Below are 12,636 nucleotides of genomic sequence, written 5' to 3'. Positions count from 1 at the left end.
GGGGGCGGGCGTCCGAAACGGCCGGAGGCGCGGAGTCAGGCCGCGCGGAAGACGTCGCCGTCGAGGACCGGGACCACGGATGCCGCATCGCGCGTCGCGGCGACCAGGACGTCGTCGCGTCCGCCCTCGGCCGCGAGCGCCCGGCCCGCACCGCTGGCCGTGAGCAGGTGACGCACGGCACCGCCGAGCGCGCGGAATCCCTCGCCCGCGACCGCGGCCTCGGGCGAGGCGTGGTCGATGCCGAGATCGCCGAGCGCCGCGATGACGGCCCCGGCGCCGAGCAGGTCGTCGACGGCGAAGCGGGTGGCATCCGTTCCCGGATCCTCGGGGGCCCCCACGGCGAGGATCGAGATGCTCGTCCGCTCCCCCCGCGCGCGCTGACGGTCGAGCACGTGCGCCGCCACCGCCGCGGCGTTGCGCAGCCCCCCGACGACGACGTGCGCGCCGGCGCCCGCGGCCGCGCGCGCGAGGTCCGCGCCCGCGCCCGGGGCGAGATCGAGGACCCCTCCGCGCTCGCACGCCGAGAGGGCTCGCGCCGTCAGACCGAGCGTCTGGACCACGACGACGATGTGCGCGGGCGCGAGGCGTTCGAGCCCCGCGCCGCCCCAGTCCAGTCGCACCTGATAGTCGGACTGCGCGTAAGCGGCGGTGTTCGGCATCCCTCGAGCCTAGGACGAGCGTGCGGCGCCGCCGTCTTCGTCAAGCCGTGCTCGCTCGAGGTGCGGATGCGGCACGATCGAGGTCATGCGCATCCTGCTCAAGTTCGTGATCGACTGCGACCCGGACGCCGCCTGGCGCGCCCTGCACTCGCCGCGCGCCGTGGCGGAACTGTACGGCCCGCTCCTCGACGTCGAGGCGCTCGGCACCATGCCGACGTCCTTCGAGTCGGGCGACGACGTGCCGGTGCAGATGAGCGTCGCCGGGCTCGTTCCCGTCGGCCGTCAGCTGATCTCGGTCGCCGACCGCGAAACCCGCGACGCGAACGGACGGGTACGGGTGTTCCGCGACTGGGGCGTGCCGCTGACCGGTCCCCTGTCGAGCCTGGACGTCTGGGACCACCAGATGGCCGTGTCGGAGGCGCCCGGACAGCCCGGCAAGACGCTGTGGCGGGAGCGGCTGACGATCGGCGGCGCGACCGCACCCGCGCTGTGGCTCGGCCTGTGGACGACCTGGCAGTGGCGAGCGGCGCGGATCCGCGCCCTGGCGCCCACCTGGGCGCACAACCCCGAGAACGACGCCGCCTGACGCGCGCCGCGTCAGGCGGGGAACGCGGCCGGTTCGATCGGTCGCGCCTCGAAGAAGGTCTGCAGGACGACCGTGGTGCGGGTGTTCACCTGCGCCGCGGCGCGGATGTCGCGGATCAGCGATTCGAGATCGCGCGGCGTCGGCACGCGGACGAACAGCATGTAGGCCGAGTCACCCGCGATCGAGTGACAGGCCTCGATGGCCGTGAGGTGGGCGAGCAGTTCGGGGGCGTTGTCGGGCTGGGCGGGGTCGAGCGGGGTGATCTCGACGAACGCGGCGAGCGGGCGCCCCAGGGCCTCGGCATCGAGGATCGGACGGTATCCCTGCACGATTCCGCGCGCCTCGAGGCGACGCAGGCGGGATTGCACGGCCGACACCGACAGCCCCACCCGTTCGGACAGGTGGGACAGCGTCGCGCGCGCGTCGAGCGAGATCTCGCGCACGATGGCGGCGTCCACGGCGTCGTCGAGGCGCGGCGGAACAGCGGAGGCCTCGGTCATGCGCTCGACAGTAGCAGGCGGCCGCCGGACGACACTGGCGGACTCCGTAAGTTTTCCGTTAGCATCGCTACTCGGCAGGAATATTTACAGCCCTGATCGGAGGATGCCATGACCACCGCGACGACCATCCGCGCCACCCGTGATCTGCTCGACGGCCGCGGCGCCGACGAGGCCGAGCTCACCCCCGCCTGGGCCCAGCTCAAGGCCGCCGCCACCGCCCTCCAGCCCCTCCAGGCCAAGGACGGCTCGATCGACGACACCGCCGCGGCCGCCGGCCCGATCGCCGACATCATCGAGGCCATCGACGCCCTCGCTCCGCTCTTCCCCCACGACGCGGCATACCTGACCGCCTCGATCGCCGACTTCCGTCGCTGGAGCGCCGAGGGCCTGGGCGTCCCCGACTTCCTCGACTCGCTGGTCGCCTTCCAGCCCCAGGAGCACCGGGTCGACGGCATCCGTCACCTCGTCGTGTTCCCCATGTACACGCAGAACGGCTCGAGCGAGCGGCACGTCGAGGCCGTGCTGGTCGAGGCGATCTGGCCCGAGTTCATCGCCCGCCTCGAGACCGAGTACACCAACCGGCTGTTCGTCTCGCTGCGCCTGATCGACTTCACCTCGGGCTACGACACCAACTCCGCGGTGCTGTTCCCCGAGACCGTCGCGATGCGCGAGATCCCGTCCTTCACGTGGGGTGCGATCTTCCAGGACCGCGAGGCCGCCCGCTACCGCCGCGTCACCGGCGCCGCCGCTGAGATCACCAAGCTCGAGCTTCCCGCCGCTGCCGCCCGCATGCTCGACGACCAGGCGCTGACCGAGCAGACGTTCGTGATGTGGGATCTCATCCACGACCGCACCCACATGCGCGGCGACCTGCCCTTCGACCCGTTCATGATCAAGCAGCGGATGCCGTTCTTCCTCTACTCGCTCGAGGAACTGCGCTGCGACCTGACGGCGTTCCGCGAGTGCGTGTCGCTGCAAGCGCGCCTGTCGGCGCGCGACGACCTCGACGACGCCGAGCGCGAGATGCTCCAGCACGCCGAGCTGGTGCAGTACGCGGTGATCTTCGACCGCATCTTCCGCTTCGCCATCACGGGTTCGCGCGTGCGCAACTACGACGGACTGGGCGGGCAGCTGCTGTTCGCGTGGCTGCACCAGCGCCGCGTCCTGCACTGGACCGACACCTCGCTCGCCTTCGACTGGGACGAGGTTCCCGCCGCGGTCGTCGCCCTGGCCGACGCGATCGACGAGCTCTACTGGCGCTCGATCGACCGCCCCAAGACGGCGCACTGGCTCGCCGCGTACGACCTGGTGCGCGCGGTCGTCACCCCGCACCCCGCCTCGGTGTGGGCGCGGGGCCTGCCGGACGAGGTTCTCGCGGGTCTGCCGAAGGGCTACACCGACGCGGTGATGGACGACGAGTTCCCCCTGTCGATGTTCTTCGAAGCGCTCGAGAAGAAGATGCGCCCCGTGATCGCGTCGACCGCGGGGATCCGCGGGACGGACTGACACCGGACGTCGGCGGAGCTCGGCCTCGGGAAAGGGCGGATATCGATGGATGCCGACACAGCGACCGGTGAGCTCGTGGGCGGCCGCCTCGTGCTCCTCGCCGGCGGGACCAGCGCGGCCGGCCGGGCATGCGCCCGCGCGCTGCTCGACGCGGGCGCACGCGTGGTGGTCGTCGGCTCCGACGCTGAGCGTCTCGCCGCCGTCCGATCGGCTCTGCCCGGCGTGGCCGTCGAGCGGAGCGATCTGACCGACGAGAGCGCCGTGATCGCGATGCGCGAGCGTGTGCAGGCCCTCCACGGGACGGTCGACGGCGTGCTGCACCTCGTGGGCGGGTGGCGCGGGGGCGGCGGACTGGCCGGTCAGAGCGACGCGGACTTCGCCTTCCTCTCGCGCGGGCTCACCGCGCTGCGTCATGTCAGCCGGGCGTTCGACGACGACCTGCGCGCCTCGACCGCGGGACGTCTCGCGATCGTCTCGTCGACGGCCGTCGCGCGCCCGCTCGCGGGCGGCGCCAACTACGCGGCGGTCAAGGCGGCGAGCGAGGCCTGGGTTCGCGCCGTCGCCCAGGGCTACGCAAAAGCGGCCCGAGACGTCGGTCGGGAGGCGACGGCGGCCGCCGCGATCTTCCGCGTGCGCAGTCTGGAGGGGCTCGAGGATGCCCTCGCCTCAGCGTTCGTCGGATTGTGGGACGACACCGCCGCGGCTGTCAACGACGTCGTCATCGAGCTGGCCGCCGGGTCCTGAGGCCGACGCGGGCGTCCGGGGCTCGGCCGATCGGTACTGCGTCGACAGGACGCGGTAGGACCGCGTCGCGAAGGCCAGCGCGGCGACCACGACCATCACGATCCCCGCCCCCAGGAACACGAGCGCGATGCCGCGGGACTGCCCCTCGCCGAGCAGCCAGCCCCATCCCGCACGGCCGGCGTCATCGTTCATGTACGGGATGATCAAGAACTGCGCGATCGGCGCGATGAGGAACGACGTCACCGGGGCGGCCGCGGACTCGAAGGCCGCGGCGAAACCGAAGACGCGTCCCTGCGTCTCGAAAGGGACCACCTTCTGGATGACCGTCTGCTCGGCGGCTTCGACGGGCGGGATGAGCGCCATGTACACCCAGATGCCCAGGCCGTAGAGCCACCACCACTCGCGCAGCGTGAAAACCGCCCCGAGAACGCCCATCGCCATGACGATCCAGAGCATCGTGCGGATGGGGTTGCGCCCGAGCCCGAAGCGGGCGACGAGACCACCGCCGATGATGAACCCGGTGGCGCTGATCGCCAGCACGATCCCCCAGACCTCGGCGTCGTAGACCCGCCCGTCGATCTCGATGCGGAAGAGCTCGAGGCCGTAGGGGTCCATGAGCGCCATGTACACGCCGCCGATGAGGTTGTTGAACGTCGAGAACACGATAAGTGCGAACAGGCCGGGGGCCGCGCGCACGGCGCGCATCGCGCCGCGGAGGTCGACAAGCGGCGTGCCGTCGGCCGCGGCCGAGGGCCGCGCCTCGGGGAGGCGGATCGTCAGCAGGTGCACGAGCGCGACGAGGGTCAGGACGATCGCGATCGCCAACGTCCACCCCATGCCGAGGAAGCCCACGGACAATCCGCTGAAGACGCTCGTGACGACGAAGGCGAGCCCCTGCACGGTTCCGACGAGCCCGTTGGCGTTGGCGTGCCGCTCGACGGGCACGAGCAGGGTGACGGTGGTCGAGAGGGCGATGTTGCGCAGGTTCTCGATCACGGCGCCCCCGAGGATGATGCCCGAGAACGCCCAGAACCACGGGGCCCCCAGGTCGAGGAGCGCGGTCTCGGGCAGGGCGAGCCACAGGGCGCCCGCCAGCAGGAAGGCGACCAGGGTGACGACGCCCGAGACGACCATGACACGGTGCTTGCGATGGCGATCGACGAGCGACCCGAAGACCATCGCGAAGACCGCCAGCAGGAGCATGTAGGCCCCGCCGACGATGCCGGTCGCGAGGACGGACCGCGTCTCGAGGTACACCCAGAACGTGAGGGCGAACCACAGGAAGCTCGTGGTCACGTTGGCGGCGGCCGTGTTGACCAGGACCGCCAGGAACGTGCGGCGACCGTTCGCCGGCGGCGCCACGACCACGCCGGACGCGGCGTCGGCGGAGTGCTCTTCGGTCATGGGGGTCACGCTAGACCGCACGTCCGACATCGGCCAGACCCCCGGCGCGGCCGGCCGTTCAGTCGATGAGGCCGCGGATGTCGGCCGCCGTGAGACGGGGACCCCCGGTGAAGTCCCCCGCCTCGCCGCCGTCGAGTACCCGCGAGAACAGCTCCGCCTTCGACTCGCGCAGCGCGATGACCTTCTGCTCCACGGTGTCGGCGGCCACGAGTCGGTAGACGATGACGGGCCGGGTCTGCCCGATGCGGTGGGCGCGGTCGATGGCCTGGGCTTCGACCGCGGGGTTCCACCACGGGTCGAGCAGCACGACGTAGTCGGCCTCGACGAGGTTGAGACCGACCCCGCCGGCTTTGAGCGAGACGAAGAACGCGGGATCGTCGCCGTCGCGGAAACGGTCGATCTCGTCCTGTCGGTGCGTGGTGGTGCCGTCCAGGTAGCCGGAGCGGATGCCCTCTGCGGCGCAGCGGTCCCTGGCGGCGCGCAGGAAGCGGGTGAACTGACTCAGGACGAGGACGCGGTGCCCCTCGGCCGCCGCCTCGACGAGCAGTTCGGCGAGCGCGTCCAACTTTGCCGACGGCGCCTCGCCCTCGTCGACGAGGGCGGGGTCGAGTGCGAGCTGACGCAGCATCGTCAGCGAACGGAAGATCGCGAACCGGTTGGCGTCGGCGTCGTCCAGCAGGCCCAGCAGTCGCTGCCGCTCGCGGTGGAACCGCCGGTCGTAGAGCCTGCGGTGCGTCGGGTGCAGGGTCACCTCGAGGACCGTCTCTTGCTTGGGCGGCAGCTCGGAGGCGACGAGCTCCTTGGTCCGCCGCAGGAGGAAGGGCCGGATGCGTCGCCGCAGCAGGTCGAGGCGCGCGGTGTCGCCGTTCTTCTCGATCGGGGTGCGGTACAGCGCGGTGAACGCCTCGCGGGTGCCGAGCAGACCGGGAGCGACGAGGGAGACCAGGGACCACAGCTCGAGCAGGTTGTTCTCCATCGGCGTGCCGGTGATGACCACGCGGAAGGGCGCGGGAAGCGACCGCGCCGCCCGATACCCGCGCGAGGACGGGTTCTTGATCTGCTGCGCCTCGTCGAGGACGAGGCCCGACCACTCGACCTCGGCGTACTGCTCCTGCTCGAGGCGCAGGAGCGCGTAGCTGGTCACGACGACGTGCGCGCCCGCGACCGCCTCGGCGATCGTCGTGCCTCGCCGGGTGCGGGTGGCGGTCACCGTCGCCACCCGCAGGTCGGGGGCGAACTGCGCGCACTCGCGCGCCCAATTGCCCACCACGCTCGTCGGGGCCACGATGAGGAACGGCGCCGCGTCGGCGTCGGACTCGACGGCCGCCTGCATCATCGCGATGGTCTGCACCGTCTTTCCGAGCCCCATGTCGTCGGCGAGGATGCCGCCGAGCCCGTGGACGCGCAGGAAGTGCAGCCAGTCCAGACCGACGCGCTGGTAGTCGCGCAGGGTCGCGCGCAAGCCCGACGGAGGCGGGACCGGGACGATGGCCGCGTCATCGGTCAGTCCGCGCACGCGCAGCCACCACTCGGCCTCGTTCGCGGCGAGGAGCCCCATCTCGGTGAGTTCGTCCCAGAGGCCAACGTTGTACCGGTTGATCCGCAGGGCGGACTCGGGGCGATCGACGAGGGCGCGCGCCTCGTCGATGACGAGCCGGAGCCGGTCGAATTCGGGGGTGTCCAGGCGCACGTACGAGCCGTTGCCGAGGAAGAGCACGCGATCACCGGCCGCGAGAGCCGTGTAGAGGGTGGCGGCGTCGACCTCGACCTCGCCCACCGTCACCCTGGCGTGCAGGTCGAACCAATCGCTGCCGTCATCGTCCCCGGTGCGGAGCTGAACGCTCGGGGCGTCGACCACCGCGTGGAAGGGACTGTCGTCGCCGGTCGTGAGGACGACGACGTGGTCGATCGCACCCAGCGCCGGAACACCCTCGGCCAGGAGGATCGCCGCCTCGGCGGGGGCGAGTCGTCGGGCCGGCGTCGACCCCGACGCGTACGGCTGCGGCACGTCGATCCCCAGCGACTGCGCCACGGTCGCGACCGCGGCGAGCACGCCCGCCTCGTGGGCCGCGTCCCGCCGGCCCCTCGTGGTCGAGCGATCCCACCGCGCCGAGATCGTGGTGGTGTCCGCCGCGTGATCGACCGCGATCTCGAGCACCGGCGCGGGCACGGGCGGCAGGTCGACCGTGCCCCGCGGCGACACGACCGGGGCGTCGAGCTGCAGCCGCGGGAGGTACTCGTTCACGAACGTCTCTCTCCCCCCGTCGTCGATCGTGAGGGCACCGGAACGCGCGAGCAGACCGCGGACGGGTCCGGTCACGGCCTCGGCGAGGCGCACGAGGGTGATGCGCTCGTCGTCTCCGTCGCGATCGGCGACGTAGGCCACGGCCACGGCGGGGTCGCCCACCACCCACGCGGGTGAGGCGGCGAGCTCGTCGTCGAGGCCGGTGGCGATCCCGCGCACCTGCAGGGAGGACCCCCGTCGATCGACCGCGACAGCCGCGGTGGCCGCCTCGTCGGGGATGCGGACGGGGTGGTGGGCGCCGGAGCCCGACACGATCGGCACCCCCGCGGCCGCCACCGTCTCGAGCTGCAGCCAGAGCGCGTGCGGGGGGACGGCGGCCAGCGGCATCCATTCGTCCGAGAGGAAGGCGCCGTTGCCGGAACGGCCGATGCGCCCCAGGCTGTCGAGCGCCGCGCGGGCGCGCGGCTCGGCGGGCAGCGCCGCCAGCTGGGACCACCCGGCGCGACCCTTGATCCAGGTGCCGCGCGAGCCGCGCATACCCGGGCGGGCCGTGAGGGTGAGGGCGGTGCTGCGGCCGTGTCCCCCGCCTCGGCGCACGGACAGGAAGAGACAGAGGTCGACCGGCGGCTCGTCGACGACCGGCGCGGACTGCGCCAGCAGCTCGTCGAGCGACCGCTGCCACTCGGGCTTGGGCGGCCGACCCGCCGAGATCATGCGGTCGAACAGCACGATGGCCGCCGCGCACGAGTGCTCGCACTCGGGCCCGCGGCCGCACGAGCACCACCCCGACAGCCGGGAGAGGTCGTCGCGGACGCGCAGTTCGAGATGCTCGTAGCCCGCGGCGCCGAACGACTGCGCAGAGACGACGAGGACGCCCTCGAACGCCTTGACCTCGCCCACCTCGACCGAGCCGTAGACCAGCAGCCGATCGGCGCGCGCCATGGCTCCCGCCGAGAAGATCTCGTCGGCGATGCTGATCGCTTCGGGGTCGAGGTGCATCCCCTCATTCTCGCCGTGCCCACCGACACCCGGCGGCGCGACGGCCTTCCCCGGGGAGACGGACCGAGGACGGGCGGGTGGGGAGGAGACGTGTCCCCACCGGTCGTTACGCTGGACGGGTGACATCCCTCCATGACGCGTCGGTGCGCGGTTTCGCCTCCGACAACTACTCCGGCATCCACCCCGACGTCCTCGCCGCGATCGCCGCCGCCAACGAAGGCCACCAGGTCGCGTACGGCGAAGACGTCTACACCGCCCGCCTGCAGGAGCTCTTCGTCTCGATGCTCGGCGAGGGCGTCGAGGCCTATCCGGTCTTCAACGGCACCGGCGCGAACGTCGTCGGGCTGCAGTCGATGCTCCCCCGATGGGGCGCCGTGATCTCGGCATCCACCGCTCACATCAACGTCGACGAGGGCGGAGCACCCGAGCGCGTCGGCGGCATCAAGCTGCTCACCGTGCCCACCGACGACGGCAAGCTGACCCCCGAGCTGGTCGACCGCGAGGCGTGGGGCTGGGGCGACGAGCACCGCGCGCAGCCGCTGGTGGTGTCGATCACCCAGTCGACCGAGCTCGGCACGCTCTACACCGTCGACGAGATCCGCGAGCTCGCCGCCCACGCCCACGGCCACGGCATGCGCCTGCACATGGACGGAGCGCGCATCTCGAACGCCGCCGCCGCCCTCGACGTGCCGTTGCGGGCGTTCACGCGCGACGCCGGCGTCGACGTGCTCAGCTTCGGCGGCACCAAGAACGGCGCCATGATCGGCGAGGCGATCGTCGTGCTCGATCCCGAGGCCTCGACGGGACTGACGTACCTGCGCAAGCTCGACATGCAGCTGTCGAGCAAGATGCGCTTCGTCTCGGCGCAGCTGGTCGCCCTGCTCGAGAACGACCTGTGGCTGAAGAACGCCCGCCACTCCAACGCCATGGCGCAGCGCCTGCGCGCGGGGGTCGAGGCGGGATTGGCCGACGGATCCATCCAGGGCGTCGAGTTCACCCAGCCCACCCAGGCGAACGGCGTCTTCGCGATCCTGCCGGTCGGCGTCGCCGATCGCCTGCGTCGGAGCTTCCGGTTCTACGACTGGGACGAGCTGCGCCGCGAGGTGCGGTGGATGTGCTCGTTCGACACCACCGCGTCCGACATCGACGCGTTCGTCGCGGCGATCGCCCGCGAGACGAGCGCCTGAGCCCGGCCCCGCGGGGCCAGAACGCCGGAGAGGGCCGCGGTATCCGGGGACGGATGCCGCGGCCCTCTCCGTCTCACTCGCCCGCCAGCCAGCGGCGGTAGGCGTCGAAGGTGCTCTCGCGACCGAGGAAAGACCGGACCAGGTCGCGCGCATCCCGCGTGCCGCCGGGCTCGAGGATCTCGCGACGGTACCGGCTGGCCGTGTCGGCGTCGAAGAGGTCGTCGTCGAAGGCCGACAGCAGGTCGCGCGCGATGACGAGGCTCCACTGGTACGTGTAATAGCACGCGCCGTATCCCGTCAGGTGGCCGAAGCCGGCGTAGGAGTGCGAGCCGTCGAGGGGCGTGACGGGACTGGCGGCGCGGTAGTAGCCGTCGACCGCCTCGCGCAGATCGGCGGGACGCTCGACGTGCAGGCGGTACGAGGTGGTCGCGTGGCCGAGCTGGCGGGCGACCTCGAGCGCGCGGCCGAAGGCGTCGGCGGTGCGCATGCGCGCGACCAGGTCGGCGGGGATGGGCTCGCCGTCGTCGTTTCGCGCGAAGGACGCCAGGGCCCCGGCATCCCAGGCCCATTCCTCGAGCAGCTGGCTGGGGGCTTCGACGAAGTCCCACTCGGTGGCGACGCCCGTCCAGCGCGCCCACTTCTGGTGTCCGCCGAGGATGTCGTGGACGAGGTGGCCGAACTCGTGGAAGAACGTCACGACCTCGTCGTGCTCGAGCAGGCCGCGCGAGAAGTTGCACAGCAGCACCGACTCGGGGAGCGCTCGGCCGGCGATGCCGGGCGCGAGTCCGAAGCACGCCGCGTGGTTGTACTTGCCGTCGCGGGGGTGCAGGTCGAGGTGGATGCGGCCGAGGCGTTCGCCCGCGCGCACCACGTCGTAGGTGCGCACGTCGTCGTGCCACGAGGGCGCGTCGACCGGGACGTACTCGACGTCGAGCAGGCGCCCGGTGGTCGAAAGGACGCCGTCCAGCACGCGGTCGAAGCGGAAGTAGGACCGGACGAGCTGCGCGTCGACGTCGTACTCCTCGCGCTTCAGCGCCCCCAGGACGTACCAGAAGTCGGCGATCGTGACGGCCGCGGCGTCGGGGTCGTCGCGCTGCAGGCGCGCGAGGACGCGGTCGTACTCCGCGGCGGCCGCCGGGCCCACCGCGGCGGCGACCTGCTCGAGGAACGCGGCGACCGCGGCACTGGAGCCGATCATGCGCGTCTCGGTCTCGTAGTCGGCCCAGTCACCGTAACCCAGCAGCGCCGCCCGCTCGGCCCGGACGGCCAGCAGCTCGGCGAGGACGGCCTCGTTCTCGGGCCAGGCCAGGTCGTTGTAGGCGCCGACGAGGGCGTGCCGCACCGAACGATCGCCGGCGTACTCGCGCACGGGCATGAGGTCGGTGTACTCGGTGGTGAGGGTGACCATGCCCTCGGCGTCGGCGGGGTGCGCGTCGATGAAGTCGGCCGGCAGACCCGCGAGCGAGGACGCCGGGACCCGGATCTCGCGACGCCCCTCGCGGATGTTGCGCGAGAACGTCAGCGACAGGGCGGTGTCGCGCTCGGCGAGCTCGCGCACGCGGTCGCGCTCGGCGTCGGAGAGGTCGACGCCCCCGCGCCGGAAGTCGCGGCGCACCTGCGCGAGGAACCGCTGCTCGCCGGCGTCGAGCGCCGCGTCGTCGCCGTCGGAGAAGACGGCCCACAGCGACGTGTCGAGGAGTCGTCGGGACTGCACCGCGTCGATGAGCTGCGCCTGCTTCTCGGCCGCGTCGCGCACGCCCTCGTCGGGGTGGGATTCGCTGAGCAGGTGCGAGGGAGCGGCGGCCGCGGCGAGCGCGATGTCGGCCTCGTTCCACAGGGAGAGTCGCTCGCGCAGCGTCAGGTCGGTCTCGGAGATGAGGCGCAGATCGATGGCGGTGACGCGGTCGAGCAGTTCGCGGGGCCGTTCGTCGGCGAACGCGCGCCACCCGTCGAGATCGCGGGGCAGGGTCAGGGGTTCCAGGGGAGAATCCGGCATCCTCCGACCCTAGGCAGGGCCACCGACACCGGCAATGCCCCCGGCGTGGGCCCGAGGGCGCGCGGCGGGTGGGGAGGACCCGTCAGCGCAGCGCGCCGACCGAGGCCAGGGCGAGACGGATCAGGGTGCCGCGGCCGCCCTCCATCTCGTCGGAGAGGGCATCGGATGCCGCCTCCTGCGGCGACAGCCAGGTGACCTCGAGGGCGTCCTGACGCGGCTCGCACGTTCCCGTGACGGGCACGACGTATGCGAGCGACACCGCGTGCTGGCGGTCGTCGTGGAACGCGCTGACCCCGGGGAGCGGGAAGTACTCGGCCACCGTGAACGGCGTCGGCTGGGGCGGCAGCAGAGGGAACGCCATCGGCCCGAGGTCGTTCTCGAGGTGGCGGAACAGGGCGTCGCGCACGGTCTCGCCGTAGCGCACGCGCCCCGAGACGAGGGTGCGCGTCATCTCGCCCAGCGGGGTCGCGCGCAAGAGGATGCCGACCTGCGTCACGGCCCCCATCCCGTCGGTCCGCACCGGGAGCGCCTCGACGTAGAGCATCGGCAGGCGACGGCGCGCCTCGGCCAGCTCGACCTCGCTCAGCCACCCCGGGTTGGGGTTGGGGCCGGGCTGCGCGCCCGGGAACGAGGCGGACAGCGGTTCGCGCTCGTCGCCGTTGTCGCCGGGATCGGGGTCGGGTGTGCGCACGGGCATGCTCCCTGTATACCAACGTCTGCCGCGGATATCGCACGCGCACCCCGCAACGCTCGAGCGCGGCGCCGGCGGGTCTCGCCCGTCGACGCCGATGTCGGAGGGCTTTGCGACAA

The 12,636-nt window shown here is 72.2% G+C and carries 10 protein-coding genes; 4 read left to right on the top strand and 6 right to left on the bottom strand.

All coding sequences use genetic code 11. The features are described from left to right. Positions 1-35 precede the first annotated feature (35 nt). The gene (locus DC432_RS08675) at positions 36-659 is read right to left on the bottom strand and encodes a 2-phosphosulfolactate phosphatase (RefSeq protein ID WP_116537513.1); all 624 of its coding nucleotides are present in this window, start codon (positions 657-659) and stop codon (positions 36-38) included. An 85-nt stretch (positions 660-744) separates the two neighbouring features. On the opposite strand from DC432_RS08675, the gene DC432_RS08670 reads away from it, so the two are divergent. Next, positions 745-1,245 carry a hypothetical protein gene (locus DC432_RS08670; RefSeq protein WP_116537512.1) on the top strand — a complete coding sequence of 167 codons (501 nt, stop codon included), beginning with the start codon at positions 745-747 and terminating at the stop codon, positions 1,243-1,245. Positions 1,246-1,256: 11 nt separating this feature from the next. Here the strand turns inward: DC432_RS08670 and DC432_RS08665 are convergent, their stop codons facing one another. Continuing rightward, a complete protein-coding gene (locus DC432_RS08665) occupies positions 1,257-1,745 on the bottom strand; it encodes an Lrp/AsnC family transcriptional regulator (RefSeq protein ID WP_116537511.1) in 489 nt (162 codons plus the stop codon). Positions 1,746-1,853: 108 nt separating this feature from the next. Here DC432_RS08665 and DC432_RS08660 point away from each other — a divergent pair, with 108 nt between their 5' ends. Together DC432_RS08660 and DC432_RS08655 are read left to right on the top strand one after the other, a co-directional pair. Continuing rightward, the gene (locus DC432_RS08660) at positions 1,854-3,251 is read left to right on the top strand and encodes a DUF6421 family protein (RefSeq protein ID WP_116537510.1); all 1,398 of its coding nucleotides are present in this window, start codon (positions 1,854-1,856) and stop codon (positions 3,249-3,251) included. Between the two features lie 45 nt (positions 3,252-3,296). Then, positions 3,297-3,995 carry an SDR family oxidoreductase gene (locus DC432_RS08655; protein WP_116537509.1) on the top strand — a complete coding sequence of 233 codons (699 nt, stop codon included), beginning with the start codon at positions 3,297-3,299 and terminating at the stop codon, positions 3,993-3,995. Here DC432_RS08655 and DC432_RS08650 read toward each other — a convergent pair. Next, on the bottom strand, positions 3,918-5,399 hold the full coding sequence (locus DC432_RS08650) for an MFS transporter (protein ID WP_116537508.1): 1,482 nt from the start codon (positions 5,397-5,399) through the stop codon (positions 3,918-3,920). The two genes, DC432_RS08655 and DC432_RS08650, sit on opposite strands and share 78 nt — an antisense overlap. A 58-nt stretch (positions 5,400-5,457) precedes the next feature. Next, the gene (locus DC432_RS08645) at positions 5,458-8,643 is read right to left on the bottom strand and encodes a DEAD/DEAH box helicase (RefSeq protein ID WP_207770784.1); all 3,186 of its coding nucleotides are present in this window, start codon (positions 8,641-8,643) and stop codon (positions 5,458-5,460) included. A 119-nt stretch (positions 8,644-8,762) separates the two neighbouring features. On the opposite strand from DC432_RS08645, the gene DC432_RS08640 reads away from it, so the two are divergent. Next, the gene (locus DC432_RS08640) at positions 8,763-9,830 is read left to right on the top strand and encodes a threonine aldolase family protein (protein WP_116537507.1); all 1,068 of its coding nucleotides are present in this window, start codon (positions 8,763-8,765) and stop codon (positions 9,828-9,830) included. A gap of 73 nt (positions 9,831-9,903) precedes the next feature. On the opposite strand, the gene DC432_RS08635 is transcribed toward DC432_RS08640, so the two are convergent. Beyond that, positions 9,904-11,826, bottom strand: coding sequence for a M3 family metallopeptidase (locus DC432_RS08635; RefSeq protein ID WP_116537506.1), 1,923 nt, complete (start codon positions 11,824-11,826; stop codon positions 9,904-9,906). An 82-nt stretch (positions 11,827-11,908) separates the two neighbouring features. Further along, entirely contained in the window at positions 11,909-12,523 is a 615-nt protein-coding gene (locus DC432_RS08630; RefSeq protein WP_116537505.1) for an NUDIX hydrolase family protein, read from the bottom strand. Positions 12,524-12,636: the final 113 nt, after the last annotated feature.

It is taken from the genome of Microbacterium testaceum (genome assembly GCF_003075375.1).
Lineage (GTDB): Bacteria > Actinomycetota > Actinomycetes > Actinomycetales > Microbacteriaceae > Microbacterium > Microbacterium testaceum_E.
This window is presented reverse-complemented; position numbering and strand designations above follow the sequence as displayed.